30 protein-coding genes are annotated in these 26,373 nt (G+C 62.4%); 17 read left to right on the forward strand and 13 right to left on the reverse strand.

Annotation, left to right across the window (positions count from 1 at the left end; translation table 11 throughout):
- Nucleotides 1-31: 31 nt before the first annotated feature.
- Nucleotides 32-1,309: a serine/threonine transporter gene (locus tag M5C56_RS17525; RefSeq protein ID WP_103494664.1), complete on the reverse strand. Its 1,278-nt coding sequence runs from the start codon at nt 1,307-1,309 to the stop codon at nt 32-34.
- Between the two features lie 229 nt (nt 1,310-1,538).
- Between M5C56_RS17525 and M5C56_RS17530 the strand changes: the two genes are divergently transcribed.
- Entirely contained in the window at nt 1,539-2,084 is a 546-nt protein-coding gene (locus M5C56_RS17530) for a DUF4946 domain-containing protein (protein WP_103494663.1), read from the forward strand.
- 8 nt (nt 2,085-2,092) lie between these two features.
- Here the strand turns inward: M5C56_RS17530 and M5C56_RS17535 are convergent, their stop codons facing one another.
- The 6 genes from M5C56_RS17535 to galU form a co-directional block, all read right to left on the reverse strand.
- Nucleotides 2,093-2,551 carry a DUF2214 family protein gene (locus M5C56_RS17535; protein WP_103494662.1) on the reverse strand — a complete coding sequence of 153 codons (459 nt, stop codon included), beginning with the start codon at nt 2,549-2,551 and terminating at the stop codon, nt 2,093-2,095.
- A gap of 81 nt (nt 2,552-2,632) precedes the next feature.
- Nucleotides 2,633-3,592: a zinc-binding alcohol dehydrogenase family protein gene (locus M5C56_RS17540; protein ID WP_103494661.1), complete on the reverse strand. Its 960-nt coding sequence runs from the start codon at nt 3,590-3,592 to the stop codon at nt 2,633-2,635.
- Nucleotides 3,593-3,626: 34 nt separating this feature from the next.
- Nucleotides 3,627-3,800 carry a DUF1427 family protein gene (locus tag M5C56_RS17545; RefSeq protein ID WP_103494660.1) on the reverse strand — a complete coding sequence of 58 codons (174 nt, stop codon included), beginning with the start codon at nt 3,798-3,800 and terminating at the stop codon, nt 3,627-3,629.
- A 117-nt stretch (nt 3,801-3,917) separates the two neighbouring features.
- A complete protein-coding gene (locus tag M5C56_RS17550) occupies nt 3,918-4,685 on the reverse strand; it encodes a helix-turn-helix transcriptional regulator (protein ID WP_103494659.1) in 768 nt (255 codons plus the stop codon).
- A 3-nt stretch (nt 4,686-4,688) separates the two neighbouring features.
- Complete coding sequence (gene gorA, locus M5C56_RS17555) at nt 4,689-6,047, reverse strand: glutathione-disulfide reductase (RefSeq protein WP_103494658.1); 1,359 nt, start codon at nt 6,045-6,047, stop codon at nt 4,689-4,691.
- A 143-nt stretch (nt 6,048-6,190) separates the two neighbouring features.
- Nucleotides 6,191-7,030: a UTP--glucose-1-phosphate uridylyltransferase GalU gene (gene galU / locus M5C56_RS17560; protein WP_100943795.1), complete on the reverse strand. Its 840-nt coding sequence runs from the start codon at nt 7,028-7,030 to the stop codon at nt 6,191-6,193.
- Between the two features lie 277 nt (nt 7,031-7,307).
- On the opposite strand from galU, the gene M5C56_RS17565 reads away from it, so the two are divergent.
- Together M5C56_RS17565 and M5C56_RS17570 are read left to right on the forward strand one after the other, a co-directional pair.
- Nucleotides 7,308-7,496: a hypothetical protein gene (locus M5C56_RS17565; protein ID WP_103494657.1), complete on the forward strand. Its 189-nt coding sequence runs from the start codon at nt 7,308-7,310 to the stop codon at nt 7,494-7,496.
- Between the two features lie 7 nt (nt 7,497-7,503).
- Entirely contained in the window at nt 7,504-7,785 is a 282-nt protein-coding gene (locus tag M5C56_RS17570; protein ID WP_103494656.1) for a hypothetical protein, read from the forward strand.
- A 35-nt stretch (nt 7,786-7,820) separates the two neighbouring features.
- Here M5C56_RS17570 and M5C56_RS17575 read toward each other — a convergent pair whose 3' ends face one another.
- Nucleotides 7,821-8,177: a hypothetical protein gene (locus M5C56_RS17575; protein ID WP_103494655.1), complete on the reverse strand. Its 357-nt coding sequence runs from the start codon at nt 8,175-8,177 to the stop codon at nt 7,821-7,823.
- 209 nt (nt 8,178-8,386) lie between these two features.
- Between M5C56_RS17575 and M5C56_RS17580 the strand changes: the two genes are divergently transcribed.
- From M5C56_RS17580 to alkB, 3 genes are read left to right on the forward strand one after another with little or no spacing between them, the layout of a single operon-like run.
- The gene (locus M5C56_RS17580; protein ID WP_100943791.1) at nt 8,387-8,692 is read left to right on the forward strand and encodes a DUF1883 domain-containing protein; all 306 of its coding nucleotides are present in this window, start codon (nt 8,387-8,389) and stop codon (nt 8,690-8,692) included.
- A gap of 39 nt (nt 8,693-8,731) precedes the next feature.
- Nucleotides 8,732-8,908, forward strand: coding sequence for a hypothetical protein (locus M5C56_RS17585; RefSeq protein WP_178129839.1), 177 nt, complete (start codon nt 8,732-8,734; stop codon nt 8,906-8,908).
- Nucleotides 8,909-8,930: 22 nt separating this feature from the next.
- Nucleotides 8,931-9,587: a DNA oxidative demethylase AlkB gene (gene alkB, locus M5C56_RS17590; protein ID WP_103494654.1), complete on the forward strand. Its 657-nt coding sequence runs from the start codon at nt 8,931-8,933 to the stop codon at nt 9,585-9,587.
- 11 nt (nt 9,588-9,598) lie between these two features.
- On the opposite strand, the gene M5C56_RS17595 is transcribed toward alkB, so the two are convergent.
- Genes M5C56_RS17595 through M5C56_RS17605 form a run of 3 tightly spaced genes read right to left on the reverse strand, consistent with a single transcriptional unit; the run spans nt 9,599 to nt 11,782 of the window.
- On the reverse strand, nt 9,599-10,582 hold the full coding sequence (locus M5C56_RS17595; RefSeq protein ID WP_103494653.1) for an MDR family oxidoreductase: 984 nt from the start codon (nt 10,580-10,582) through the stop codon (nt 9,599-9,601).
- Nucleotides 10,583-10,629: 47 nt separating this feature from the next.
- A complete protein-coding gene (locus M5C56_RS17600) occupies nt 10,630-11,265 on the reverse strand; it encodes a TetR/AcrR family transcriptional regulator (protein WP_103494652.1) in 636 nt (211 codons plus the stop codon).
- 58 nt (nt 11,266-11,323) lie between these two features.
- Nucleotides 11,324-11,782: a GyrI-like domain-containing protein gene (locus M5C56_RS17605; protein WP_103494651.1), complete on the reverse strand. Its 459-nt coding sequence runs from the start codon at nt 11,780-11,782 to the stop codon at nt 11,324-11,326.
- Nucleotides 11,783-11,970: 188 nt separating this feature from the next.
- Here M5C56_RS17605 and M5C56_RS17610 point away from each other — a divergent pair, with 188 nt between their 5' ends.
- The 11 genes from M5C56_RS17610 to M5C56_RS17660 all read left to right on the forward strand — a co-directional run bounded on the left by M5C56_RS17610 (nt 11,971) and on the right by M5C56_RS17660 (nt 25,646).
- A complete protein-coding gene (locus M5C56_RS17610) occupies nt 11,971-13,035 on the forward strand; it encodes a nitronate monooxygenase family protein (RefSeq protein WP_103494650.1) in 1,065 nt (354 codons plus the stop codon).
- A 137-nt stretch (nt 13,036-13,172) separates the two neighbouring features.
- Nucleotides 13,173-13,940, forward strand: a complete 768-nt coding sequence (gene modA / locus M5C56_RS17615) for a molybdate ABC transporter substrate-binding protein (protein ID WP_103494649.1) — start codon at nt 13,173-13,175, stop codon at nt 13,938-13,940.
- A complete protein-coding gene (modB, locus tag M5C56_RS17620; RefSeq protein WP_103494648.1) occupies nt 13,941-14,621 on the forward strand; it encodes a molybdate ABC transporter permease subunit in 681 nt (226 codons plus the stop codon). It begins immediately after the preceding gene.
- A gap of 3 nt (nt 14,622-14,624) precedes the next feature.
- Nucleotides 14,625-15,713 (forward strand): molybdenum ABC transporter ATP-binding protein, encoded by a 1,089-nt coding sequence (modC, locus tag M5C56_RS17625; RefSeq protein WP_103494647.1) that lies wholly within the window; start codon nt 14,625-14,627, stop codon nt 15,711-15,713.
- A gap of 72 nt (nt 15,714-15,785) precedes the next feature.
- Nucleotides 15,786-18,419, forward strand: a complete 2,634-nt coding sequence (locus tag M5C56_RS17630; RefSeq protein WP_103494646.1) for a glucosidase — start codon at nt 15,786-15,788, stop codon at nt 18,417-18,419.
- Between the two features lie 412 nt (nt 18,420-18,831).
- Nucleotides 18,832-19,125, forward strand: coding sequence for a hypothetical protein (locus M5C56_RS17635; protein ID WP_103494645.1), 294 nt, complete (start codon nt 18,832-18,834; stop codon nt 19,123-19,125).
- 286 nt (nt 19,126-19,411) lie between these two features.
- Nucleotides 19,412-22,123, forward strand: a complete 2,712-nt coding sequence (gene mgtA / locus M5C56_RS17640; RefSeq protein WP_103494644.1) for a magnesium-translocating P-type ATPase — start codon at nt 19,412-19,414, stop codon at nt 22,121-22,123.
- Between the two features lie 171 nt (nt 22,124-22,294).
- Nucleotides 22,295-22,510 (forward strand): hypothetical protein, encoded by a 216-nt coding sequence (locus M5C56_RS17645; protein ID WP_100943779.1) that lies wholly within the window; start codon nt 22,295-22,297, stop codon nt 22,508-22,510.
- Between the two features lie 24 nt (nt 22,511-22,534).
- Complete coding sequence (locus tag M5C56_RS17650) at nt 22,535-24,265, forward strand: Na/Pi cotransporter family protein (RefSeq protein WP_103494643.1); 1,731 nt, start codon at nt 22,535-22,537, stop codon at nt 24,263-24,265.
- Nucleotides 24,253-24,600 (forward strand): DUF2493 domain-containing protein, encoded by a 348-nt coding sequence (locus M5C56_RS17655; RefSeq protein WP_103494642.1) that lies wholly within the window; start codon nt 24,253-24,255, stop codon nt 24,598-24,600. Before M5C56_RS17650 ends, M5C56_RS17655 begins: the two co-directional genes overlap by 13 nt.
- Nucleotides 24,601-24,830: 230 nt before the next feature.
- Nucleotides 24,831-25,646 carry a hypothetical protein gene (locus M5C56_RS17660; RefSeq protein WP_247263229.1) on the forward strand — a complete coding sequence of 272 codons (816 nt, stop codon included), beginning with the start codon at nt 24,831-24,833 and terminating at the stop codon, nt 25,644-25,646.
- Nucleotides 25,647-25,691: 45 nt separating this feature from the next.
- On the opposite strand, the gene M5C56_RS17665 is transcribed toward M5C56_RS17660, so the two are convergent.
- On the reverse strand, nt 25,692-25,991 hold the full coding sequence (locus tag M5C56_RS17665; protein WP_103494641.1) for a putative quinol monooxygenase: 300 nt from the start codon (nt 25,989-25,991) through the stop codon (nt 25,692-25,694).
- Between the two features lie 164 nt (nt 25,992-26,155).
- A complete protein-coding gene (locus tag M5C56_RS17670) occupies nt 26,156-26,371 on the reverse strand; it encodes a hypothetical protein (RefSeq protein WP_103494640.1) in 216 nt (71 codons plus the stop codon).
- Nucleotides 26,372-26,373 lie beyond the last annotated feature (2 nt).

Raw genomic sequence — 26,373 nt, forward strand, 5'->3', positions numbered from 1 at the left:
TTGCCAGTTCCCACGGAAATCGCGTTTCAGATCACGCCGACAACGAATAGATCAACGCCGAAATCGCCACCAAGCCCACCAGCGTGACGAATACGTTGGACATCTGCCCCGAATACTGACGCATCGCCGGCACCCGGCGGATCGCGTACATCGGCATCAGGAACAGCAGCGCCGCGATGATTGGCCCGCCGAGGGTCTCGATCATGCCGAGAATGCTCGGGTTCAAGGTCGCCACCAACCAGCACACCACCAGCATGAACGCCGCCGTCATCCGGTCCAGGGCCTTGGCGCCGGGTTTGCGGCCACTCTTGGCGACCAGGCCCTTGAGGCCTTCGCTGGCCCCGATGTAGTGCCCCAGGAACGACTTGGAAATCGCCACGAAGGCAATCAGCGGCGCCGCGAAGGCAATGGTCGGGTTGCTGAAGTGGTTGGCCAGGTACGACAGGATCGACAGATTCTGCGCCTTGGCTTCGGCCAGCTGCGCTGGCGACAGGGTCAGCACGCAACTGAAGACGAAGAACAGCACCATCACCACCATCAGCAGGTGCGCCCGCGACAGGATCTGCGAGCTGCGCTCTTCGGCATGGGTGCCATAACGACGCTTCTGGTCAACCGCAAAGGCCGAGATGATCGGCGAATGGTTGAAGGAGAACACCATCACCGGAATCGCCAGCCACAAGGTGTGCAGCAAGGCCGACGGCTCGGGCGGGCTGCCGGCCGTGGCGAGGATGCCGCCGTTCCAGTGCGGCACCAGGTACACCGCCAGGAACAGCAAGGCGACGATAAACGGATAGACCATCAGGCTCATGGCCTTGACGATCACCTGCTCGCCACACCGCACCACCACCAGCAGGCCAAGGATCAGCATCAGCGACAACAGCGCCCGCGGTGGCGGCACCAGGTGCAGTTGATGTTCGAGGAAACTGCCGACGGTATTGGTCAAAGCCACGCTGTAGATCAGCAGGATCGGGAAGATCGCGAAGAAATACAGCAAGGTGATCAGCGCCCCGGCCTTGATGCCGAAATGCTCTTCCACCACTTCGGTGATGTCCGCGCCATCGCGCCCGGAGAGCACGAAACGGGTCAGGCCACGGTGGGCGTAGAAGGTCATGGGGAACGCCAGCACCGCCAGGACCAGCAACGGCCAGAAGCCGCCGAGCCCCGCGTTGATCGGCAGGAACAAGGTGCCCGCGCCGATGGCCGTGCCGAACAGGCCCAGCATCCAGGTGGTGTCTTGGCGGCTCCAACTGCTCAGTACAGCGGGTGCCGATTCATAGCGTTCGTCGACGCTGTTGGCCTGGTCATTCATCCGGTCGAATCTCCGTTAGCCGGTCATTACCACGCGACCGGGGCGGATAAAAAGCATGTCACTGGCAGCGCCCCGGCCATAAGAGGGGCGCGATTGTCCGGGATTAAGCTTGAGAAGCAAAGGGTTAGCTGAGTAACGGTCGATTGCAGCGGCAGTTTTATCCGCCATCGCCCGTGGAGTATTGATACACTGTAACAATCAACTTCAGCCTCTCGATCAGTGCCCTCCCATGACCCCCGTGCAATGTCGTGCCTGTTTTACCGCCCTTGTCCTGTTACTGGGCTGCTCCTCGGCCCCGGCTGACGACCTGATCATCACCTGGCCCGGCGACTGGGAAGTACAGACCCTGCCTCCGGCCCAGAACGCCGCGGGCGAAGCGATCAGTGGCCTGCGCCAGCGCGCGGTGAAGAATGATGCCAACGGCGACCCGCTGATGGTCATGGAGTTGACCGAGTCGGGACTCAACCCCGACCACGCAGTCAACCTCCCCGGGGTGTTGCTGGAGATGCGCAAGGCGGTGCAGAAGAACTTCGTCGAGCGCGGTTTCATGAGTGTCTGCAACCGGATTCACGACAGCACCCTGGGCGGCATGGCGGCGGTAGAGACTACCTGCACCATCACCCAGAACGGCGGGCACGTGATGACCCAGACCCTGGTGGCCGCAGCCCGCGACGGCAAGGCGTATTCCTTGCTTTATGCCGGGTCGGCGGACGGTTACAAGAGTGTGGAGCCAGTGGTCAATGGCATCCGGGCGAGCCTGCACCTGCAGCCCTGATTCCCCAGCTACCCGGCCAGGAATCCCCGGGCCATGCCGCTGGCGGCAATCACCATCAGCATGATCAACAAGGCTTCGATATGGCTGCTCCGCGCGAATAGCCGGGCACGGCCGATATCGATGACCGAGCCCTTCTTCCGGGCGATACGCCATTTGATCAAGGTGATCATCGGCGCCAGTTCCAGCAGCAGGATAATCACGAACAAGGTCAACTTAAGGTGGAACAGCGGCTGGTGCAGGTAGTAATCCGTGCCCTTCTCGAAACCGCCGAAAGCACGCAGAGCGCCGGTGATCAACAGGACACCGGCGCTGATGCCCCAGAGATTGTCCCAGACAAACACCTGCCGCAGCTCGGCCGGACTGGTGCCGGTGAGACGACGCAAGGTCCCGCCGCGTGCGAGGACCGCCGCCAGGGCGATACCGAACGCCAGAAGGTGAAGCGCTGCCAGGGACCAGTGAGCAAACATTGAGTCGTCTCCTTGAATGAGCAAGACAGTTGTAGCTCAAGCCGCCGATATTTGCGCAGGTCCCCGGCTCGACTCAGGGTCTCAAGGCAACAGGATCACCTTGTCACTACCGCCCTGATTGACCTCGGCATAACGCGCCAGGCCCTCGGACAGCGGCGACTCCAGCAACCCCGTCGGCAGCTCCAGCAAGCCCTCGTCAAAGAAGCGCCCGAACTGATCGAGCATTCGCGCACAGGCCTCGGTGCCATAGAGCAACGAGTTGATCCCGACCACCGAACCGCCCTTGCGGTACAACGCCAGTGCCGGCAATTGCACATGGCCGTCCACCGGCGCGGCGATGATCGCGATCCGACCGAAAGGCGCCAGGGCCGTCACGGCCGGCGGCAGCCAGAAGCCAGTGGTGTCGAAGATCACATCGGCGCCACCGGGGAATACACCATTGACCGACGCCGCGAGGTCTTCCGGCTTGTCCAGTTGAATGGCATCAAAGCCCTTGTCCTGAAGCGCCTTGACCTGCTCCGCACGGCGCACCGCGCCCAGCACCCGGGCCCCGCGAATCTTCGCCAGGGCCAGCGCGGCGCTGCCGACGGCGCCATTGGCACCGATCACCAGCAAACGCGTGTCGGCCTTCACCAGGCTGCGTTCCAGGGCATCCCAGGCGGTGGTGAACGGCACGCCGAGGCTGGCGGCCTGGGCGAAGCTCAGGTGCGTCGGCTTGATCGCCACACCGCTGGCGGGCAGGGTCAGGTATTGGGCGTGGGAACCGTCGCCGGTAAAGCCCAGTTCCTTGCCGGTGCCCCAGACTTCCTGGCCCAGCAGCGATTGCGGCCCTTCGATCACCACCCCGGCGAAGTCCCGGCCGGGAATCCGTGGCAGCGTGGTGTAGGAGAAACGCCCCAGCACGTTTTTCACATCGCTGGGGTTCAGGCCGGCCGCCTTGATCTGCACCAGGACTTCTCCGGCAGCAGGCACAGGGGTGGGCACGTCGACCAGTTGCAGGGCCGAGAGATCGCCGGTTTTCGCAAATTGCAGGGCTTTCATAAAGTACGTATCCAGTCAGAGAAAAACGCGGGATTCAGGACAGCCAGCCGGCGACCAATTGCTTGCCCAGGGGCCAGGCCTTTTCACCCAGTTGCATGCCCAAAAGGCCAACCAGGGCCACGGCGGGCGGTGCCGGGGAACGGAAGTCGAGCCCGCCGTAAAGCAGGCCGACAGCTATGCCGATGACGAGAGAAACAAGGTAGCTCATGACGAACTCCAGGCTCGGTGAGGGAATGCCCAGAGTCTATGACCGGCAAAGCGGGGGCGTCGGTCAAAGGCTTCTGTCTTTCGGCCAAAGCACCCTCCTCCGCAGGAACAGTGCTCGTCAGCCCGCCGGATAGTGGGACGGGGCAACGCCCAGGGCACGCCGGAACATATCGCTGAAGCTGCTGGGCGAATAACCCAGCTCCCGGGCGATACGACTGACCGGCACGCCCTGGATCAACTCCGCCACGGCCGTCGCCAATTGCACCTGGCGCCGCCATTCGGCGAAGCCCATGCCCAGCTCGCCCTGGAACAAACGCGCCAGGGTTCGCACGCTGGCCCCGGCCGATTGGGCGTGCTGTTCGAAAGAGATGTCCAGCGACGGCGCGCTCATGACCGCCTGACACAGGTTCATCAGGCGGCGATCACTGTCCGAGGGCATGGGAATCTTCAGAAATGCGCGGCGTGCCCGCTTGAGTTCCAGCAGCGCCAGGTTGACCAACGCTTCGTAATAGTCGCCCCGGGGATCCTCGGCCTGCTCCACCAGATGCACGATCAGCTCGCGCAGCAAGCCGCCGACCTCGATCACCTGGACCGTGTCTTCAAGGGTTTCGGCCAACGCCGGGCGCAGGTAGATATTGCGCATCTGCAGGTCCGATACCACCCGGATCCCGTGGGGAACACCGGGCGGCAGCCAAACCGCGCGCTGCGGCGGGACCGCCAGGGCTTCGTGGGGCGTCTCGACCCACATCACCCCCGACATCGCATAGAGCAACTGGCCCCAGGCATGGGCATGGGGCTCGATAAACAAGCCCCGCGGGTAAGTCCGGGCCAGAGGTTGTACCGGCCTGTCGGTGTCGCTCAGGTCCGGCGGTGCGGCCAGGGCCATGGTTCAGCCGGCAACCGGCGTGCGCATGGTGACGAACTCTTCGGCCGCCGTCGGGTGCACGCCGATGGTTTCGTCGAAATGCTGCTTGGTGGCGCCGGCTTTCAAGGCAATGGCCAGCCCCTGGACGATTTCCCCGGCATCCGGCCCAACCATGTGACAACCCAGCACCTTATCGGTCTTGGCATCCACCACCAGCTTCATCAGGGTCCGTTCCTGGCACTCGGTCAGGGTCAGCTTCATCGGCCGGAAGCGGCTTTCGAAGATCTGCACTTCATGGCCCTGCTCCCGCGCCTGCTCTTCGCTCAGGCCGACGGTGCCGATATTCGGCAGGCTGAATACCGCCGTCGGAATCATCGCGTAGTCCACCGGACGATACTGCTCAGGCTTGAACAGACGACGGGCCACCGCCATGCCTTCGGCCAGGGCCACCGGGGTCAGCTGCACACGACCGATGACATCACCCAGGGCGAGGATCGACGGTTCGTCGGTCTGGTATTGCTCGTCGACCTGGATAAAGCCGTTCTTGTCCAGCTTCACCCCGGTGTTTTCCAGGCCCAGATTGTCCAGCATCGGCCGCCGGCCGGTGGCGTAGAAGATGCAGTCCGCTTCCAGCTCGCGACCGTCCTTGAGGGTAGCCTTGAGGCTACCGTCGGCCTGCTTGTCGATCCGCTCGATATCGGCGTTGAAGTTCAGGCCCAGCCCGCGCTTGGTCAACTCTTCCTTCAGATGACGGCGCACCGAACCGTCAAAACCGCGCAGGAACAGGTCACCGCGATACAGCAACTGGGTATCGGCGCCCAGGCCGTGGAAGATCCCGGCGAATTCAACGGCAATGTAGCCGCCGCCGACCACCAGGATGCGCTTGGGCAGTTCCTTGAGGAAAAACGCTTCATTGGAACTGATGGCGTGCTCGCTGCCAGGGATATCGGGAATCTGCGGCCAGCCGCCGGTGGCGATCAGGATGTGTTTGGCACTGTAGCGTTGGCTGTTGACTTCGACCTGATGCGGGTCCACCAGCTTGCCGTGGCCTTCGAGCAGCGTCACGCCGCTGTTGACCAGCAAGCTGCGGTAGATGTCATTGAGGCGGTGAATTTCCTTGTCCTTGTTGGCGATCAGGGTCGCCCAGTCGAAGTCCGCCTCGCCCAGCGACCAGCCAAAACCCTGGGCCTGTTCGAAGTCCTCGGCGAAATGCGCGCCATACACCAGCAGCTTTTTCGGCACACAGCCGACGTTGACGCAGGTCCCGCCCAGGTAGCGGCTTTCGACCACCGCCACCTTGGCACCAAACCCCGCGGCAAACCGCGCCGCCCGTACACCGCCGGAACCGGCGCCAATCACAAACAGGTCAAAATCGTAGGCCATTTCAATCTCCTCGGCAGGCGCACAGCATACCCGCTGTAGCCTTCTGGGTCAGCGTCAGGCCTACATGAGGGCGCACTAACGAAAAAGCCACCCGGGTGGGTGGCTTTCTTTCTACGTGGTACTGTCTACAACAGCAGGCTCGATCAGTAAGCCTTGCCGGTCTTGTAGAAGTGCTCAAAGCAGAAGTTGGTCGCTTCGATGTAGCCTTCGGCGCCGCCGCAGTCGAAACGTTTGCCTTTGAACTTATAGGCAATCACGCAGCCGTCCTGGGCCTGTTTCATCAGGGCGTCGGTGATCTGGATCTCCCCACCCTTGCCTGGCTCGGTCTGCTCGATCAGGGCGAAGATGTCCGGGGTCAGGATGTAACGACCGATGATCGCCAGGTTCGACGGCGCATCTTCCGGCTTCGGCTTCTCGACCATGTTGCGTACGCGGTACAGGTCGTCACCGATCAGGTCGCCGGCAATCACGCCGTACTTGTTGGTTTCCTGCGGATCGACTTCCTGGATCGCGACGATGGTGCAGCGATACTGCTTGTACAGCTTGACCATCTGGGTCAGGACGCCGTCGCCTTCGAGGTTGACGCACAGGTCGTCCGCCAGTACCACGGCGAAGGGTTCGTCACCGATCAATGGACGGCCGGTCAGGATCGCGTGACCCAGGCCTTTCATTTCGGTCTGACGGGTGTAGGAGAACGAGCACTCGTCCAGCAGTTTGCGGATACCGACCAGGTACTTTTCCTTGTCGGTGCCCTTGATCTGGTTTTCCAGCTCGTAGCTGATGTCGAAGTGGTCTTCCAGCGCGCGCTTGCCGCGACCGGTGACGATCGAGATCTCGGTCAAGCCGGCATCCAGCGCTTCCTCGACGCCGTACTGGATCAGTGGCTTGTTCACCACCGGCAGCATTTCCTTGGGCATGGCTTTAGTCGCTGGGAGGAAGCGAGTACCGTAACCGGCTGCTGGGAACAAGCATTTCTTGATCATATAAGTCCTTGAAAGGGCGGTGTGTACAAGTTTCGGCGCAGTCTAATCAGGCAGCGGCCACCTTACAATGCCCTGCTGATAGCAGACTGACGTCAATCTAGAGAAACCTGGCGGCAGATAGTTCCGGGATTGTGTCAAATTTTGCTACATCCGGCGCTCACAGGCCCGGTCAAGCCTCGACCTTTACGCTTCGGCCAGCAACTCTAGCCGCTATTGACGGTTTATGCCTTGATCTGAGCTATCATCAGCACCTTTCATCAGCCCATGAGACAGATCGATGTCGGCAGCAAAGAACGTGAACGGTTACCTGATCAATCAAGCAAAAGATGGCCAATGGTGGCTGACCGGTGTCGATGGCGAACCTGTTGCCGGTCCGTTCCCGAGCGAAGCCCTGGCCATTGAAGTGGCCTCGGTGTTCGAAGATACACCCGCCCCCGCCGCCCGGCGTCGTGGCAACAAGGACTGAAGCCGGCATGAACAAATTTCTGGCATTGATCGCTCTACTGGCCCTTGGCGGCTGCGCCACGGCGTCCAAAACCTACCTGAACAACGGCCAGCAGGGCCTGGCTATCGACTGTTCGGGCGAGGCGATGTCCTGGGCCAAGTGCTACGAGAAGGCCGATGCCTCCTGTGCCGGTACCGGCTACACCATCGTCGGCACCGACGGCACCCCGTCGCCCAAGGAAAGCGACAAGACCCTGGGCGTCGACGTGGGCAACTTCAAAAGCCGTACGGTGATCGTCAAGTGCAAATAGCCGCAGGCCCCGTCGGGGCATGCGCGCTGGCCGGTTCAGCCTGAAATGCAATGTTCCGCAGCATTGAGTACAGCCTTGGAGCGCAAGGGGAAATTCGACATGCTCTCGAAGACCTTGATGCTGCTGCCGCTGGAACGCTCTTCAATAATCAGCACCGCCGACGGATGGGTGGAGAATTGGTCACGCACGACCACCTTGACCCCATCCTTGTGATAAGGCTCGATCAACGAAGGCCCCCGATCCTTGGTCAACCGCGTATCGAAGCACTGGGCATAAACCATGGGCTTCTTGCCGGAAATCACGGCCATCGTCGGCGGTGACTGCTCGATGTCCGATACGCTCGCACACCCACTCATGACCAGAGCAACCAACGCCCACACACCCCACTTCATAAGCAAATCTCCGATAAAGACGGTAGGACAGCGCTCAAGGGATTTTTCTCCCGAGCTCAAGGATTTAATCCAACTTTTATGGCGACAAGCCTACACAATCCGTCAAACTGGCGCCTGTGCCGGTCGAATAAATCCGCCAGCGCGCTAAAAACGCCCTGCGCCACATGCTATCTTTTTGATTTTGTAGAAAAAGCCTTCTGGAGACGCCCTTGAAATTCATCCACCAGCGCGAGCACCTCAACGAAGACGACATCGTCGTGATCGAATGCTCCCAGACGTGCAACATCCGCCTGATGAACGACGCCAACTTTCGCAGTTTCAAGAATGGCGGCCGACACACCTACCACGGCGGCGCCTTTGATACCTTTCCGGCGAAGATCACCATCCCGAGCACCGGTTTCTGGAACATCACCATTGATACCGTGGTGACCAAGCGCGCCATCAGCGTTACCCGCAAGCCGAACCTGACGCACTCGATTCGCATCATCCGACGCTCCAGCTCGAAACTGCGCTGAATCGCCACCGCTGTCCATCTTCTCGTTACTGGAATCGCCGTGAACACCACACCCACCACCAAGTACGTCATCAAATACAAGCTCAACGGTGAGCGTCGCTTCGAATTCGCCCAACTGGAAAACGGCAGCGACGAGCAAGCCCTGGCCGCGCTGAAAGCCATTCATGGTGAAAGTGGCGATGTCATCAGCGATGTGAAAGCGAGCAAGGCCCTGTAAACCTCGCCACCCGCAGCCTGCCATGACCCTCGATCTGTTTGCCGACGCCGACCTGCAGCAACCCGAACGCTTCGAAGCCATAGGCGCGCAATCCTGCGTGCTGCGCGGCTTCGCCCTGCCCTGGGTCGAGCGCCTGTTGCCGGCCCTGGCCGAAGTGCTGGTAGAGGCGCCGTTTCGGCAGATGGTCACCCCGGGTGGTTTCACCATGTCCGCCAGCCTGAGCAGTTGTGGCGAACTGGGCTGGACCACCGATCGCGACGGCTACCGCTATACCCGCATCGACCCGCAAAGCGGTCGACCCTGGCCGGAAATGCCCGAGGTGTTCCGGCAACTGGCGGTGGAGGCGGCCGAGGCGGCGGGGTTTACCCACTTCAGTCCCGATGCCTGCCTGATCAATCGCTACCTGCCGGGGGCGAAGATGTCCCTGCACCAGGACCGCAACGAACGCGATTTCAGCGCGCCCGTGGTCTCGGTCTCCCTGGGGCTGCCGGCGATCTTCCTGTTCGGCGGCCACGAACGCAGCGACAAGACCCGGCGCATCCCGTTGTTTCACGGCGATATCGTGGTGTGGGGCGGCGTCGACCGGCTGCGTTTCCATGGTGTCCTGCCGATCAAGGAAGGCCATCACCCACAGTTGGGGGCCGAGCGCCTCAACTTCACCTTGCGCAGCGCCGGTTAGCCGCCTGTGGCTTAGCGGTTGACGTCCACCACCACCCGACCGCGCACCTGCCCGGCGAGCAATCGCGGTGCTAGTTCAAGCGCCTCGCTCAGACTGATTTCCTGGCTGATCAGCGCCAGCAGCCCACGGTCGAGATCTTTTGCCAGGCGCTCCCAGGCGAGGATTCGTTGCGCCTTGGGTTGCGTCACGCTGTTGATCCCGGCCAGGGTCACGCCGCGCAGAATGAAGGGGGCCACCGAGGCCGGAAAGTCCATGCCCTGGGCCAGGCCGCAAGCGGCCACCGTGCCGTTGGCGCGGATACCGGCGCAGACGTTGGCCAGGGTGTGGCTGCCCACCGAATCGATGGCGGCCGCCCAGCGCTCTTTCGCCAGTGGTTTGCCCGGCTGCGACAGGGTCTCGCGATCGATGATCTCGGCCGCGCCCAGTTGTTGCAGGTAGGCATGCTCGGCGGTACGTCCGGTCGAGGCCACCACCCGATAGCCCAGCCGCGCGAGCAAGGCCACGGCAAAACTGCCGACGCCGCCGTTGGCCCCGGTCACCAGCACATCGCCCTGATCCGGCGTCAGGCCATTGCGCTCCAGGGCCAGGATGCTGAGCATGGCGGTGAAACCCGCGGTGCCGATGGCCATGGTCTGCGCCGGGGTGAAGCCCGCTGGCATCGGGATCAACCAGTCACCGTTGAGCCGGGCTTTCTGCGCCAGGCCACCCCAATGCCCTTCGCCGACACCCCAGCCATTAAGCAGCACCCCATCGCCGACCCGATAATCGGCGTGGCTGCTCTGCTCCACCGTTCCCACCAGATCGATTCCCGGCACCATCGGAAACTGTCGCACCACCGGGCTTGCGCCGGTGATCGCCAAGGCATCCTTGAAATTCAGGGTGCTGTAGGCCACCCGCACCGTCACATCGCCTTCCGGCAACTGCGCCTCGCTGATGGATGCCAGGTTGGCCCGATAACCGTCCGCGTCCTTTTCGATCAAGATGCCACTGAACATGCTTGCCTCCAATTTAGACCGATCGCCTAGAAATAAACCCAAAAAAATCAACCTGCCAGACTGCGTACAAATCCCTGCATGAAAATTTCCAACGGTGCATCGCTACGCACCAGCCGGGCGCGCAATACCGCACCTTCCCAGCCGATCCAGAAAAAACTCGCCAAGGCCTCGCAATCCGCATCCGCCGCCAACTCGCCCGCGGCTTGCGCCGCTTGCAGACAGCGTGACAGACGCAACTCCCAACTGCGAAACACCGCCTCCAGCTGCTCGTGGTAACTGTCCGGCAACAGCGTCACTTCCTGCCCGAGATTGCCCACCAGGCAACCGCGACGAAATTCATGCCGGGCCATGCCGGCCTTGGCCTCGTCGACAAAACCGCGCAGGCGCTGCAACGGCGCCAGGGACGCATCCAGCAGCCAGCGGTCGAGCTTGCGGGCAAAATACCCGGCGTAACTCTCAAGCACTGCATGGCCAAACGCTTCCTTGCTGTCGAAGTAATGGTAGAACGAGCCCTTGGGCACCCCCACCCGCTTGAGCACGGTATCGATCCCCGTGGCCATGAAACCTTGCTCGGTGAGGATCTCGGTGCCGCAACGAATCAGCATCTCGCGGGTTTGCAGGTTCTCCCGGGGGATCTTCGGCGGACGGCCAGGCTTGCGCGGTGCGGGGGTTATCGAGGTCATGGGCACAATATAGACCGATCGGCTACAAAATACATACGACCAAAGAGGTAGTCCCGGCTCAATCGACGACGCCGATATACACCGCCACACTGTCAGGCCCGGTATAGGCTTCGAAATCCGTGGCAAAACGACGCTGCCCGGGATGCTGCTCGAAGTAGGACCAGATCCGCCCCCAGGTGTCGATCACGGTTTGCGGCATGACGCCACGGCCCTCGAAGACCAGGTAGGGACCCGCCTGTACCTGCAGCGTCTCATAGCCTGGCGCGGGCGCGCTGACCGCCACCGCAGCCGTCACATCGAAATAGCCGCTGGCATCGGACTCGTAACCGGAATAGACGCCATACACCAGCGAGTCGGGCTGCCGGGTACTGATGCGTTCGGCCAATCCCTCGGCGAAAAAGCTGCCCCACAGCCCGCCGATCCTTGCCGTCCGAGGTTGCTGTTCATCCTGATTGCGGGTGCGGACCTGCGGGCCGCAGACCTGGAAAGCGGCCACTTCCACGCGTTTCACGTCCATCTGATTTGTGCTCCTGAGCGGGTGTTTTGAAGTGCGACAACTTTAGGTGGATTTTCCGGCGACGTCACCGGGAGGCATTTTTTTGCGTGTCCAAACAAGACAGCGGCTGGCCTTGCAGACCTTATTCCTGATACAAACCAGCCCTGTTCTCGTCGTTATCCTCTTATCTGCCCCGGAGAAAAGTCGTCATGAGCACCTGGCCCGACACCCGTATTCTTGACCTGTTCGGCATCGAACTCCCGATCATCCAGGGGCCGCTGGCCGGGGCGACCACGTCCGCCATGATGATCGGCGTTGCCCGGGCCGGCGGCCTCGCGTCCCTGCCCTGCGCGATGCTGACCCCGGAGCAGATTCGTCAGGAGGTGCAGCTCTTTCGCGGCGCGACCCAGGCGCCCTTGAACATCAACTTCTTCTGCCACCAACCGCCGGCCGCGGACCCGGAGCGGGAAAAACGCTGGAAAGAGCGCCTGGCCCCCTACTACCGTGAACTGGGCGTGGATTTCAATGCGCCGACACCGGTGTCCAGCCGTGCCCCCTTCGATGAAACCAGTTGCCAACTGGTGGAAGAGCTGCGCCCGGAGATCGTCAGTTTCCACTTCGGCCTGCCGCCCGAAGCCCTGCTCAACCGGGTGAAAGCCACCGGCGCGACCATCGTCGGTTGCGCCACCACTGTGGATGAGGCGCGCTGGCTGGAAGAGCGTGGCTGCCACGCGATCATCGCCATGGGCAACGAAGCCGGCGGCCATCGCGGTATCTTCCTGAGCAGCGACCTCAACACCCAGGTCGGCACCATCGCCCTGGTGCCACAGATCGCCGATGCGGTGGATGTGCCGGTGATTGCCGCCGGCGGTATCGGCGACGGCCGTGGCATCGCGGCGGCCTTTATGCTCGGGGCCTCGGCGGTACAGTTGGGGACCGCTTACCTGTTCACTCCAGAGGCCAAGGTCTCGGCGTCCCATCACCAGGCACTGCGCACGGCGAAGGAAAGCGAAACGGCCCTGACCAACCTGTTCACCGGCCGGCCGGCACGGGGCATCATGAACCGAGTGATGCGTGAGCTGGGGCCGATCAGCGACATGGCCCCGGCGTTTCCCCTGGCCGGCGGTGCGCTGCTGCCGCTGCGGGCCAAGGGCGAGGCGGACTTCAGCAATCTCTGGTCGGGCCAGGCATTGCGGCTGAGCGTGGAGCTGCCGGCCGAGGCGTTGACCCGGCAGCTGGCGGAACAGGCCCAGGCGATATTGACCAGACGCTGAGCAGGAGCCGGGCCCCTCGCCAGGGCCATCAAATCGCTATATATTTATTTATATAGCGATTTACCCTCTCAGCGCCGCACACTTCCTATAACAAGCGGCGCATTTGCCTGTCCCTTTCCTTTGAACGGAGCCGCTTCATGATCATTCGTGCCTCACGCTTTGCCCCGACTTGCCTGGCCACCCTCCTCGGCGTGCTCGCTTTCAGCTCGGCCCAGGCCGCCGAAGTCCAGGTCGCCGTCGCGGCCAACTTCACCGCGCCGATCCAGGCCATCGCCGCCGACTTCGAAAAAGACACCGGCCACAAGCTGGTCGCGGCCTATGGGGCCACCGGCCAGTTCTACACCCAGATCAAGAACGGCGCACCGTTCGAAGTCTTCCTCGCCGCCGACGACAGCACCCCCGCCAAGCTGGAAAAAGAAGGCGATATCGTTGCCGGCTCGCGCTTCACCTATGCCACCGGCACCCTGGCCCTGTGGTCGGCCAAGGACGGTTATGTCGATGCCAAGGGCCAGGTGCTCAAGGACAACCAGTACCAGCACCTGTCCATCGCCGACCCGAAAGCCGCGCCTTACGGCCTGGCCGCCACCCAGGTCCTGGCCAGACTCGGCCTGACCGACAAGGTCAAGGACAAGCTGGTCACCGGCCAGAACATCACCCAGGCCTACCAGTTCGTCTCCACCGGCAATGCCGAGTTGGGTTTTGTCGCCCTGTCGCAAATCTACAAGGACGGCAAGGTCACCAGCGGTTCGGCGTGGATCGTTCCGGCCGACATGCATGAGGCGATCAAGCAGGACGCGGTGATCCTGACCAAGGGCAAGGACAACGCCGCCGCCAAGGCCCTGGTCGAATACCTGAAGGGCCCGAAAGCCGCCGCCATCATCAAGTCCTACGGTTACCAGCTCTAAATGCCGCTCACGAGTGCTGATTTCGCCGCCATCTGGCTGACCCTGAAACTGGCGTCCCTGGTCACGCTCATCCTGTTGCTGATCGGCACTCCGATTGCACTCTGGCTGGCCCGCACCCGCTCCTGGCTGCGCGGACCGGTCGGCGCGGTGGTGGCGCTGCCGCTGGTGCTGCCGCCGACGGTGATCGGCTTCTACTTGCTGATCGCCTTCGGCCCCCACGGCTATATCGGCCAGTTCACCCAGTCCATCGGGCTGGGCACCCTCACCTTCAGCTTCACCGGGTTGGTGATCGGCTCGGTGATCTACTCGATGCCCTTTGTGGTGCAACCGCTGCAGAACGCGTTCAGTGCCATCGGCACACGCCCGCTGGAGGTGGCGGCGACCTTGCGCGCCAACCCCTGGGACACTTTTTTCAGCGTGGTCCTGCCCCTGGCACGACCCGGTTTTATCACCGCCGCGATCCTCGGCTTTGCCCATACCGTCGGCGAGTTCGGCGTGGTGTTGATGATCGGCGGCAATATCCCGGAAAAGACCCGGGTGGTCTCGGTGCAGATCTACGACCATGTCGAGGCCATGGAATACCTCCAGGCCCACTGGCTGGCCGGCGCCATGCTGGTGTTTTCCTTTATCGTGTTGCTGGCGCTTTACTCGAGCCGCAAGACCAAAATGGGCTGGAGTTGAGCCATGGCTTCTTCGATACAGGTTCGCCTGCACCTGGATTATCCGGACTTTGCCCTGGACCTCGACTTGCAACTGCCCGGCCGTGGCGTCACCGCCCTGTACGGGCACTCGGGCTCGGGCAAGACCACCTGCCTGCGCTGCATCGCCGGCCTGGAAAAAGCCCCCGAGGCCTTTATCCGGATCAACGACCAGGTCTGGCAGGACAGCGCCCGTAAACTCTTCGTCCCGCCCCACAAGCGCGCCCTGGGCTATGTGTTCCAGGAGGCCAGCCTGTTTGCGCACCTGTCGGTGCGGGCCAACCTGGAGTTCGGCCTGCGCCGCATTCCCCGCGCACAACGCCGGGTCGACATGGCCCACGCCACCCACTTGCTGGGCATCGGGCATCTACTCGACCGCCACCCACAGCACCTGTCCGGCGGCGAGCGCCAGCGCATCGGCATCGCCCGGGCACTGCTCACCAGCCCGCAACTGCTGCTGATGGACGAACCGCTGGCGGCGCTCGACAGCCAGCGCAAGAACGAGATCCTGCCATACCTCGAACGTCTGCATGACGAACTGGATATCCCGGTGCTCTACGTCAGTCACTCCCAGGACGAAGTGGCGCGCCTGGCCGACCATATCGTCCTGCTCAGCGCGGGCAAGGCTCTGGCCAGCGGTCCCATCGGTGAAACCCTGGCCCGGCTCGACCTGCCCATGGCCCTGGGCGATGACGCCGGGGTGGTGATCGAGGGCACGGTCAGCGCCTACGACGACCAGTATCAACTGCTGACCCTGCAATTGCCCGGCAGCCTGCTGAACGTGCGAGTGGCCCACGCACCGCTGGCCACGGGCAAGCGCCTGCGCGTCAAGATCCAGGCCCGGGACGTCAGCCTCAGCCGGCAACCGGGCGAACACAGCAGCATTCTCAATCTGTTGCCGGTGACCCTCATAGGGGAAATCCCCGCCGACAACAACGCCCATGTGCTGATCCGCCTGGAGGCCGCGGGTACCCCGTTGCTGGCGCGGATCACCCGTTACTCCCGTGACCAGCTCAAGCTGGCTCCGGGACAGACCCTCTGGGCACAGATCAAGTCGGTGGCGGTGCTCGCCTGACGGCACTCGATTCCCGCAAGACCGTCGCCGCGTTCTACACTGCTGCTCACTCCCCGAGCGACGGAAGACCCGATGACGGCCAAACCAACAGCGACGCTTCTCGACACCCTTGAAGGCCTGCGCCTGGCCGGTGAGGATGCCACCCGCTGGCGCGAATGGGGACCATACCTGAGTGAACGGCAATGGGGCACGGTACGCGAGGACTACAGCACCGACGGCGATGCCTGGGCCTATTTTCCCCACGAGCACGCCCGTAGTCGGGCCTATCGCTGGGGCGAGGAAGGTCTTGCGGGGTTTTCCGACAAGTCCCAGCACTGGTGCCTCGGACTGGCCCTCTGGAACGAGCGCGACCCGATTCTCAAGGAGCGCCTGTTCGGCCTGAACAATGCCGAAGGCAACCACGGCGAAGACGTCAAGGAGCTGTACTTCTACCTCGACGGCGTGCCCAGCCATGCCTATATGCGCATGCTCTACAAATACCCGCAGGCGGCCTTCCCCTACAACGACCTGATCACCGAAAACGCCCGGCGCGGCCTGGCCGATGCCGAGTACGAGATCCTCGATACCGGGGTGTTCGAGGACAACCGCTATTTCGATATCACGGTCGAGTACGCCAAGCAGGGCCCGAACGATATCGTCATGCGGGTCAGTGTGCATAACCGCTTTCACCAACCTGCCCGCCTGCGCGTGCTGCCCCATCTCTGGGCGCGCAATGACTGGAGCTGGAGCGACCACGCCCGACGGCCGCGCCTGGTCCTGGAAGGTGACAAAATCAGCGCCCAGCACGCCGGCTGCGACCCCATGCAAGCCAGCGCCTGGGGCGATGACAGCTTTGAGTGGCTGTTCTGCGAAAACGAAACCAACACTCGGCGACTGTATGGCTCGCAAGACCGCGGACCGTTCAAGGATGGTATCAACGACCATGTGGTGAACGGTGCCGATAGCATTCGCCGGGATACCGGGACACGGGTGGCAGCGCACTTTTCCCTGGCGCTGCAAGGGGATGAAACCCGCACGGTCTACCTGCGTTTCGCGCCGCCCGATGCCGCAAAAATCAATGCCCGCCACCTGTTCGAAAAGCGCCGCCAGGAAGCCGATGACTTCTATGCCGCCCTGCAGGACGGTCTCGAAGACGCCGACGCGCGCAATGTCCAGCGCCAGGCCCTGGCCGGCCTGCTGTGGTCCAAGCAGCTCTATTACTTCGATGTGAACCAGTGGCTCGACGGCGACCCGACCCAACCGCAACCACCGGCCGAACGCCTGCACATCCGCAACACCCACTGGCGGCACCTGTCGAACTTCGACATCGTCTCCATGCCGGACAAATGGGAATACCCCTGGTACGCCTCCTGGGACCTGGGTTTCCAGGCGGTGGCCTTCGCCCTGATCGATCCGGGCTTCGCCAAGCACCAGTTGCTGCTTCTGGTCAAAGACCGCTTCATGCACCCCAACGGCCAATTGCCCGCCTACGAGTGGCGTTTCGACGACGCCAACCCACCGGTGCATGCCTGGGCGTCATGGCGGGTCTACCAACGGGAAAAACAGCTGACCGGCAGCGGTGACCTGGATTTCCTCGAGCGGATCTTCCACAAACTGCTGCTGAACTTCTCCTGGTGGGTCAACCGCAAGGATGCCGAAGGCCGCAACCTGTTCCAGGGCGGCTTCCTGGGCCTGGACAATATCGCCCTGTTCAACCGCTCCGACGACATCCCGCCCGGCTACACCCTCGACCAGGCCGACGGCACCGCCTGGGTCGCCGCCTATGCCCTGGACATGATGCGCATCGCCCTGGAACTGGCCAAGCGCAACCCGGTGTATGTCGATATCGCGGTGAAATTCTTCGAGCACTTCCTCTATATCGCCGGGGCGATCAATCGGGTCGACGACAGCGCCGAAGGCCTCTGGGACAACCAGGACGAATTTTTCTACGACGTGCTGCAACACCCGGACGGCCAAAGCGAACCGGTGCGCCTGCGCTCCATCGTCGGCTTGATGCCACTGTTCGCCGTGCTGGTGCTGGAGCAGCGCGAACACGAAGGCCTGCCCGGCCTGCGCGAGCGGTTGCTGGGGTTCATGCACCATCGGCCCGACCTCGCGGCACTGGTCTCACGCTGGAACGAACCTGGCGACGGCAATCGCCTGCTGCTGGCCCTGCTGCGTGGCGAACGCACCAAGAACCTGCTCAAGCGCATGCTCGATGAAGCCGAGTTCCTCTCCGACTTTGGCATCCGCTCACTGTCCAAGGTGTTTGCCGAACAGCCGCTGGCGATGCAGCTCGACGGCAAGACCCTGAGCGCCCGCTACCAACCGGCGGAGTCCGACTCGCGCCTGTACGGCGGCAACTCCAACTGGCGCGGGCCGTTGTGGATGCCGGTCAACTACCTGCTGATCGAATCGCTGCGCGAATTCCACCGCTACTACGACGATCACTTTTCCGTGGAATACCCCAGCGGCTCGGGCTATCTGTCGTCCCTGGACGAAGTCGCCGACAGCCTGGGCCAACGCCTGACCTCACTGTTCCTGCTCGACGAGAACGGATGTCGCCCAGCCATGGCGGCCTACACGCAATTGCAGGCCGATCCGGCGAGTCGCGACCTGGTGCTGTTTCATGAATATTTCCATGGCGACAGCGGACGCGGCCTGGGGGCCTCCCATCAGACCGGCTGGAGCGCGTTGGTGGCCTTGCTGCTGCAACCGAGGCGCTGATCCGCGATAAAAAAGTCCGGTCAAAAAATTAAGTGGATATGTACTCGAGCGCCACGGCGATACATATTCACCTCATTGAAACAAACAACTTCAGAACTCAATACCCGAAGACTATCTCCTTCACTTCAGCTTATATTCAGGTTACTCCAACAAAACGCTGCATTTGATATTGACTTCAAGCACCCCGTTGAGTAAATTCCCCCTGCCTGCTGCTCAGGCCTTTTTTCAACTCACAAAAGAACCCAATGGACACAGTATCTAGACGCTGTCCGGTTCCCGCGAATGCGGCTCACCGGGCGCTTAACCCAGAAAATGACGGGACTCGACGTACAGGTCGGGTGAGCTGCGCCAGGGCTTGATGCTCTTTCCGTAACTCGCCTCTGCCGGCGCCAGTCCGGTCGAGAGGTGTGTTATGACTTTCAAAACCTACGTAATGCCAGGCGTTCGCGCCTTTGCTTCGAACATGCGCGTCAAATTGTCCCGTGAGCCGGTGAAGTCGGCCCGCGGCAACGCCCTGTTCGCCGCCCCCTCCTCCAAGGCTTCGGCACGCGCTTGCGTCTGCTGGCGTATCTGCCCGGCCACCGGCCAGCTGCAACAACGCTGGAATTTCGATGACAGCCAGGACCCGCAGAGTCCCGGGCTTGCGCAGCTGTTCCAGCGCGCCGGCCTGACCCTGAACCTGTATGTCGAGGCCCGCGCCGCTTAATTATCCGGCACTGACACTGACAACTACCGCCCCTGCACTCCCCACTTGGAAGTGCACGGCATAGTTATGCCTTTAATTATTAAAACTTGAGTATTTCATTATGGACGAAGCCAGTAGGCGGTTCGCTGTTCGTCATTATTTGGTGAACGGGCAGCGAACGTTAAAACCTTATACACCCTCTTACTCGAATCACTCGCATCCGCGTGACTCGGCCTGTATTCGTTCGCCTGTTGAATAGGTGAGTCGTCTATATGCCCGGTCACGAAGACGTGACAGAGGCATCGCTATGAACGCAGTCAAAGACCCTATCCGGCCCACCGGAAACCGTGCGACGCAAGACACCAAACTGTCGATGCGCGCCGCTCGCGAATCGCAACACACCCTGGCCACCACCCTGAGCAACGTCAACGCCAGCCGTGACGGCCTGACCGAACTGGACGCCGCCGGACGCCTGCAACGCGAAGGCTTCAACGAAGTCGCCCACGACAAGCCGCCACACGTCCTGATCCAGTTCCTCCAGGCGCTGAACAACCCCTTCATCTACGTGCTGCTGATCCTGGCCGGCATCAGCTTCTTCACCGACTTCTGGCTGGCCGAGCGCGCCGGTGAAGAAGGCGACCTGACCAAGGTCATCATCATCATGACCATGGTGACCCTGAGCAGCACCCTGCGCTTCTGGCAGGAACACCGCTCGGCCAAATCTGCCGAAGCCCTCAAGGCCATGGTCCGGACCACCGCCACGGTGCTGCGCCGCGAGCAGCTGGGCAACAAGCCAGTACTGCGCGAAGTGCCGATGCGCGAACTGGTGGCCGGCGATATCGTGCAGTTGTCGGCCGGCGACATGATTCCGGCGGATATCCGCCTGATCGAATCCCGCGACCTGTTTATCAGCCAGGCGGTGCTCACCGGTGAAGCCTTGCCGGTGGAGAAGTACGACACCCTCGGCGATGTCGCGGCCAAATCCGCCTCCACCGGCACCGACCAGAGCAATCTGCTGGACCTGCAGAACATCTGCTTCATGGGCACCAACGTGGTCAGCGGCACCGCCAAGGCCGTGGTGGTCGCCACCGGTGCGCGTACCTACTTCGGCTCGCTGGCCAAGGCGATTGTCGGCTCGCGGGTGCAGACCGCCTTCGATCGCGGGGTGAACAGTGTCAGCTGGCTGCTGATCCGCTTCATGCTGGTGATGGTGCCGATCGTGTTCCTGCTCAACGGTTTCTCCAAAGGCGACTGGAGCGATGCCCTGCTCTTCGCCCTGGCGGTCGCCGTCGGCCTGACCCCGGAAATGCTGCCGATGATCGTCAGCGCCAACCTCGCCAAGGGCGCCATGGCCATGGCCCGGCGCAAGGTGGTGGCCAAGCGCCTGAATGCCATCCAGAACTTCGGCTCCATGGACGTGCTGTGCACCGACAAGACCGGCACCCTGACCCAGGACAAGATCATCCTCGAGCACCACGTCGACGCCACCGGCCAGCGCGATGACGCGGTGCTGGGCCTGGCCTGGCTCAACAGCTACCACCAGAGCGGCATGAAGAACCTGATGGACCAGGCGGTGCTGCAGTTCTCCCGGGAGAACCCCAACTTCCAGGAGCCGTTCGCCTACAGCAAAGTCGATGAACTGCCCTTCGACTTCGTCCGTCGGCGCCTGTCGATCATCGTCCAGGACAGCCGCAACGATCACCTGCTGGTGTGCAAGGGCGCGGTCGAGGAAATGCTCGCCATCTCCAGCCACGTCATGGAAGGCAACGAAGTCGTGGCCCTGGACGAGCAGCGTCGCAAGACCCTGCTGGCCCTGGCCAATGATTACAACAAGGACGGCTTCCGCGTCCTGCTGCTGGCCACCCGCGACATTCTCAAAGGCCAGACCAAGGGGCAATACAAGACCGCCGACGAGCGTGACCTGGTCATCCGCGGCTTCCTGACTTTCCTCGATCCGCCGAAGGAAACCGCCGGGCCGGCGATTGCCGCCCTGCGTGAGATCGGCGTCACGGTCAAGGTGCTGACTGGCGACAACGCCGTGGTCACCTGCAAGATCTGCCGTGAAGTCGGCCTGGAGCCAGGCCTGCCGCTGCTGGGCCAGGACATCGAGCATATGGACGACGCGACCCTCAAGCTGCGGGTCGAGGAGCGCACGGTCTTTGCCAAGCTGACCCCGTTGCAGAAATCCCGGGTGCTCAAGGCCCTGCAATCCAACGGCCATACCGTCGGTTTCCTCGGCGACGGCATCAACGACGCCCCGGCCCTGCGGGATGCCGACGTCGGGATCTCGGTGGACAGCGGCACGGACATCGCCAAGGAATCGGCCGACATCATCCTGCTGGAAAAGAGCCTGATGGTGCTGGAAGAAGGCGTGCTCAAGGGCCGCGAAACCTTCGGCAATATCATGAAGTACCTGAACATGACCGCCAGCTCCAACTTCGGCAACGTGTTCTCGGTGCTGGTGGCCAGTGCGTTCATCCCGTTCCTGCCGATGCTGTCGATCCACCTGCTGCTGCAGAACCTGATCTACGACATCTCCCAGCTGGCCCTGCCGTGGGACAAGATGGACAAGGAATACCTGCGCAAGCCACGCAAGTGGGACGCGAAGAACATCGGGCGTTTCATGCTGTGGATCGGGCCGACCTCGTCGATCTTCGACATGACCACCTTTGCCCTGATGTGGTACGTGTTCGCCGCCAACAGCGTGGAAGCCCAGGCATTGTTCCAGTCCGGCTGGTTTATCGAAGGCCTGCTGTCGCAGACCTTGGTGGTGCACATGCTGCGGACCCAGAAGATCCCGTTCTTCCAGAGCACCGCGTCGCTGCCGATCATCGTCATGACCTGTCTGGCGGTGTCCATCGGCATCTACCTGCCGTTCTCGCAACTGGGCACGCTGGTGGGCCTGGTGCCGTTGCCGATGGCGTACTTCCCATGGCTGGTGGGCACCCTGCTGGCCTACTGCGTGGTGGCCCAGAGCATGAAGATGTTCTATATCCGCCGCTTCAAGCAGTGGTTCTGATGCGGTTCGTCAGATAACACCGAACCTTGTAGGAGCAGGGCTTGCCCGCGAAGGGGACCTCGAGACCGCTAAAAGCTTCGCGGGCAAGCCCTGCTCCTACAGGTGCGTGGTGTTCATACGATTGTATTCGCGCATTGGCACCTATAACCCGGCCATCCCCCGGAGCCCACCATGGAACCACTCAGCCAGTTCCTCGCCGTTCTCGACTACAGCTATCGGGCGCTGTCGGTCCTGTTCCTGACCAAAGCGGCAAAAGTGGTCAGGCGGGTCACCGTGAAGCTCTATGTTCGCGGGACGCTGACCGCTATCGAAATGCGCTACCTGCTGGCGTTCTCCAGCACCATCAGTCGTGTCTCGGTGAGGTTGCTGCGCCCACCCAGAAAGTAAAAAACCAGTACGTGGAGAATCCTCATGTCTGGAACCGCTCTGTTGATCCACCTCGCCGGCGCCATCGCCTTGTTGCTCTGGGGCACCCATATGATTTCAACCGCCCTGCTGCGCGGCTTCGGCACCCAGCTGCGCAATGGCCTGGGCCGCAATCTCGATAAACGCTGGAAGGCCCTGCTCTGTGGCATCGGCATCACCACCGTGCTGCAAAGCAGTACCGCGGTAAGCCTGATGGCCAGCTCTTTCACCGCCGCCGGCACCCTCAGTCTCGCTCCGGCGCTGGCGGTGATGCTGGGGGCCAATATCGGCTCGACCCTGGTTGTGCAACTCCTCAGCTTCGACACCTCGATCGCCATCCCCCTGGTACTGCTGGCGGGCTTCGTGGTGTTCCGCCTGCGCGACGACTCGCGTTATGAAAGCGTCGGCTGCGCCCTGATCGGCCTCGGCCTGATGCTGCTGGCGCTGAGCCTGCTGGGTGCCGCCCTCGGGCAGATGGAAAGCACGCCGTTGTTCCATGTGGTCATGCAAGGCCTTGACGGCGACCTGTTGATCGCCTTGCTGGTGGCGCTGCTGCTGACCTGGATGTGCCATTCCAGTGTCGCGGTGATCCTGTTGATCACCTCCCTGGCCAGCACCGGGCTGATGTCGCCGGTGACCACTCTGGCCCTGGTGCTCGGGGTTAATATCGGTGGCGCCTTGCCGTCGGTGATGAATGCCAGCACTCCGGTCGCTCGACGCCTGCCCCTGGGCAATCTGCTGGTACGGCTGTTCGGCGCGCTGCTGGTGCTGCCCTTCGCCGACCTGCTGGGCAAGGGCCTGGCGGCTACCGCCATCGCCCCCGCGCAGCTGGTGGTGTACCTGCATATCGCCTTCAACCTGCTTCTGGGCCTGGGCTTTATCGGTTTGGTGGATTGGCTTGCCAAGGGCCTGACCCGACTGCTGCCGACACCGGAGCAGGCCGCCGACCCGGGCATGCCGCAGTACCTCGACGAAGCCGGCCTGGAAGTGGCCAATATCGGTCTCTCGAACGCCGTGCGCGAAGCCCTGCGCATCGCCGACATGCTCTCGGTGATGCTCGATCGGGCACTGCAACTGTTCCAGAAACCCGGCGAGGTGTCGGCCGAGGCTATCCGCCAGCTCGACCAGTCCCTGGACCTGCTCAGCGCGGCGATCCGCGCCTACCTCGCGGATATCGGCCAGGACGGCCTGAGCGACGAGGATGCCGACCGCGCCCAGGAAATCCTGATGTTCGTGATCAACCTGGAACATGCCGGCGACATTCTCTCGACCAACCTCGCCCAATTGGCGGCGCGCCGTCGGCGCCGTGGCGAACGCTTCTCGGAGTTCGAACTGGGGCACATCTATCCGTTGCACGAAGAGCTGCGCGAAAGCCTGAGCCTGGCGGTCACCGTGTTCCTGCGCGAAGACACCGTCACGGCCCATCGACTGGTGGAGCGCAAGGAGGTGATTCGCCGCCTGGAAGCCGGCGCCAGCCGCGAACACTTTCGTAAACTCAGTGCCGACAAGAGCACCTGGGCCGAATCGGGGGATATTTTCCAGCGGGTGCTGCGCGATTACCGGCGTGTACACCACCACATCGCGGCACTCGCCTATCCAGTGCTCGAACGCTCGGGAGAACGCGTCCTGGAAACTCAGTCCCCGGGCGCGAACGAGCCTGCACCCGGGCCTGTACACGCCCTTGAACTCAACGACGAGCCCCGGCTCGACAAGGATAACTACCCATGCGCGTCCTGATCTGCGCCGGGCGCTATTACCTGAACGCGGCGATGTGCCGCAAGGTGCTGGAGGCTTATCACCAGACCCACAGGATCAGTGTCCTGATTCATGGCGGCAACCAGTTCCTGGGCAGTGAGATCGAGGATTGGGCCCGGGAAAATGGTACGCACCTGGTGCGCTATCCGTCCAATTGGCAGCTCTATGGCAAGCAGGCCGAACGCCGGCGCAACCAGTTCATGCTGATGGACAGCGAACCGCAGCTGGTGATTGCCTTTCCCGGCGGCCACGACACTGAAGAGCTGGTGGCCCAGGCCAGGGCCATGGAGATCGATGTCCTGTCCCTGGAGGACTGAGCGTCTGTTCACCCCTTATCAAGCAACACCCTGCCCGGCCTTTTACCTAGGTAGAGGTCAGGCCATTGCCTGCACGCGGTCACTGACCGCCCACCCCGAAGGAGCATCAAGCATGAATGAAGAACCCGGTTGTAACGCGTACCACCACGACCTCCATACCCCTTTGCCCGTTTCACGACGACGCGCATTCGACGCGCGCGCCCGTGAGCATCTGATCACCGAGGCCTGCCATGAAAAAATCCACTTCTCGCCACACCAAGCGAACGACCACCGCCCGGCCGACGCCGACGGTTTCCAGCTCCCTGCTTAAACACCTGCCCCCGGCCCAGCGCCGCGCCCTGCAACGCGCGGTGGTGCTTGTCGGTGCCACCTTCGGCACCTTCCTGCTGCTTTCGCTCTACTCCAAGGCCCATGCGGCCGGCGGTTCCTACGTCGTCGACGATGGCGGGATCAACGACCCTGGCCAGTGCAATATCGACACCTGGTACAAGAGCGGTCGGCACAACGCCGCCAGCGGCGAAACCGTGCTGTCGGCGGACTGCACACCGACCGGCCTGCCCGCCGTGCAACTCGGTGCCGATATCAACCGCAGTCGTGACGACGGCGAGCACACCACGATGCTGAGTCCGCACCTGAAGGCCTCGATTTTCACTCGGGAAGACCTGGGGCTCGAAGCCGCGGTACTGACCCAGGCCCACGTCGCCACGGATCGCCGGCATGCCTTCGACGGCGCCGACGTCGCGCTGCCACTGACCTACACGCCATTCGAAGCCTTGCGCCTGACCGTCAGTGCCGGCTGGTACCACGCCCATAACGACGGCGCGCCCAGCGAGGGCCGGACCTGGGGCGGCGGTGTGGAATACGATGTGCTGAAGTCGCTGACCCTGGTGGCCGAACGTTTCGGCCAACAAAATGGCGACCAGGGCTGGCAGGCCGGACCGCGCCTGCATATTGGCAAAAATCTCGACATCGACCTGGTGGCCGGTCAGCACCTGTCGGGCGATCGCGATCGTTGGTTCACCACCGGCGCGACGGTGCGCTTCTAAGCCACCGGCAACGAACCTGGCGCTTGCACGCCAGGTTCATCAGCCTTACTGCCCAGGCACCTCATCCAACAGCAGGACCTGGCGCTCACTCAACAAATCGCCGATCGCCGCGGCCATCGCCTTGTAGTGCGCGGTGCCGCGGTGGTGTTCGATGGAGGCCTGATCGATCCAGCGCTCGACGAAGATGAAACGCTCGGGGTCGGCCTGATCGACATGCAGGATATATTCACGGCAACCAGGTTCGGCGCGGGACGGGACCACGCAAGCCCTGAGATGGGATTCCAGCTCTGCTGCCTTGCCCGGTTTGGCATGAAGAATGGCAACAACACGAATTTCATGGTTCATGGGATTTCCTGGCAAAGGGAGATGAAGTCGTCAGCGATCATGGGCCCTTGCTCCGACACCTTCAAGTCAAAGGAGTGCATTCGCCACTGGCGTGATATTGATTGGGACCGGGTTTTCAACGGCAGACGAACAACACAGCCCGGCTTTGCACCGGGCTGTGTGTCTCAAGGTTTGAGCGGCAGTTCTTCATCAAGCTCAGAAAGGCTTTTGCCATCGTCGGGGTGTTTCCAGGTTTGCGGCACCTGGTGATCGTCTTCGTTGCCGGGGGTCTCACTGAGCGGTTCTTGATCCTCATCCGGGATCGGCACCTTGCGCCAGGGCATGGCCTGGACACGCGGGTACGCAAACGCCGTGAACGGGGAAGCAGGTTGAGTATCCATAC

Origin of the sequence: Pseudomonas sp. MWU13-2862 (assembly GCF_023242495.1) — a bacterium.
Taxonomy (GTDB): Bacteria; Pseudomonadota; Gammaproteobacteria; order Pseudomonadales; family Pseudomonadaceae; genus Aquipseudomonas; species Aquipseudomonas gingeri_D.

Bases quoted from the DNA above. Each gene is read 5' to 3' on its own strand.
- M5C56_RS17665 (WP_103494641.1), bottom strand. From the start codon at position 25,991: ATGAACCATGAAATTCGTGTTGTTGCCATTCTTCATGCCAAACCGGGC.
- M5C56_RS17545 (WP_103494660.1), bottom strand. From the start codon at position 3,800: ATGAGCTACCTTGTTTCTCTCGTCATCGGCATAGCTGTCGGCCTGCTT.
- M5C56_RS17605 (WP_103494651.1), bottom strand. From the start codon at position 11,782: ATGGACGTGAAACGCGTGGAAGTGGCCGCTTTCCAGGTCTGCGGCCCG.
- M5C56_RS17530 (WP_103494663.1), top strand. From the start codon at position 1,539: ATGACCCCCGTGCAATGTCGTGCCTGTTTTACCGCCCTTGTCCTGTTA.
- modB (WP_103494648.1), top strand. From the start codon at position 13,941: ATGCCGCTCACGAGTGCTGATTTCGCCGCCATCTGGCTGACCCTGAAA.
- M5C56_RS17650 (WP_103494643.1), top strand. From the start codon at position 22,535: ATGTCTGGAACCGCTCTGTTGATCCACCTCGCCGGCGCCATCGCCTTG.
- M5C56_RS17565 (WP_103494657.1), top strand. From the start codon at position 7,308: ATGTCGGCAGCAAAGAACGTGAACGGTTACCTGATCAATCAAGCAAAA.
- M5C56_RS17595 (WP_103494653.1), bottom strand. From the start codon at position 10,582: ATGTTCAGTGGCATCTTGATCGAAAAGGACGCGGACGGTTATCGGGCC.
- M5C56_RS17645 (WP_100943779.1), top strand. From the start codon at position 22,295: ATGGAACCACTCAGCCAGTTCCTCGCCGTTCTCGACTACAGCTATCGG.
- M5C56_RS17535 (WP_103494662.1), bottom strand. From the start codon at position 2,551: ATGTTTGCTCACTGGTCCCTGGCAGCGCTTCACCTTCTGGCGTTCGGT.
- M5C56_RS17610 (WP_103494650.1), top strand. From the start codon at position 11,971: ATGAGCACCTGGCCCGACACCCGTATTCTTGACCTGTTCGGCATCGAA.
- alkB (WP_103494654.1), top strand. From the start codon at position 8,931: ATGACCCTCGATCTGTTTGCCGACGCCGACCTGCAGCAACCCGAACGC.
- M5C56_RS17635 (WP_103494645.1), top strand. From the start codon at position 18,832: ATGACTTTCAAAACCTACGTAATGCCAGGCGTTCGCGCCTTTGCTTCG.
- M5C56_RS17670 (WP_103494640.1), bottom strand. From the start codon at position 26,371: ATGGATACTCAACCTGCTTCCCCGTTCACGGCGTTTGCGTACCCGCGT.
- gorA (WP_103494658.1), bottom strand. From the start codon at position 6,047: ATGGCCTACGATTTTGACCTGTTTGTGATTGGCGCCGGTTCCGGCGGT.
- mgtA (WP_103494644.1), top strand. From the start codon at position 19,412: ATGAACGCAGTCAAAGACCCTATCCGGCCCACCGGAAACCGTGCGACG.
- M5C56_RS17600 (WP_103494652.1), bottom strand. From the start codon at position 11,265: ATGACCTCGATAACCCCCGCACCGCGCAAGCCTGGCCGTCCGCCGAAG.
- M5C56_RS17630 (WP_103494646.1), top strand. From the start codon at position 15,786: ATGACGGCCAAACCAACAGCGACGCTTCTCGACACCCTTGAAGGCCTG.
- M5C56_RS17575 (WP_103494655.1), bottom strand. From the start codon at position 8,177: ATGAAGTGGGGTGTGTGGGCGTTGGTTGCTCTGGTCATGAGTGGGTGT.
- M5C56_RS17660 (WP_247263229.1), top strand. From the start codon at position 24,831: ATGAAAAAATCCACTTCTCGCCACACCAAGCGAACGACCACCGCCCGG.
- M5C56_RS17540 (WP_103494661.1), bottom strand. From the start codon at position 3,592: ATGAAAGCCCTGCAATTTGCGAAAACCGGCGATCTCTCGGCCCTGCAA.
- modC (WP_103494647.1), top strand. From the start codon at position 14,625: ATGGCTTCTTCGATACAGGTTCGCCTGCACCTGGATTATCCGGACTTT.
- modA (WP_103494649.1), top strand. From the start codon at position 13,173: ATGATCATTCGTGCCTCACGCTTTGCCCCGACTTGCCTGGCCACCCTC.
- galU (WP_100943795.1), bottom strand. From the start codon at position 7,030: ATGATCAAGAAATGCTTGTTCCCAGCAGCCGGTTACGGTACTCGCTTC.
- M5C56_RS17550 (WP_103494659.1), bottom strand. From the start codon at position 4,685: ATGGCCCTGGCCGCACCGCCGGACCTGAGCGACACCGACAGGCCGGTA.
- M5C56_RS17525 (WP_103494664.1), bottom strand. From the start codon at position 1,309: ATGAATGACCAGGCCAACAGCGTCGACGAACGCTATGAATCGGCACCC.
- M5C56_RS17655 (WP_103494642.1), top strand. From the start codon at position 24,253: ATGCGCGTCCTGATCTGCGCCGGGCGCTATTACCTGAACGCGGCGATG.
- M5C56_RS17570 (WP_103494656.1), top strand. From the start codon at position 7,504: ATGAACAAATTTCTGGCATTGATCGCTCTACTGGCCCTTGGCGGCTGC.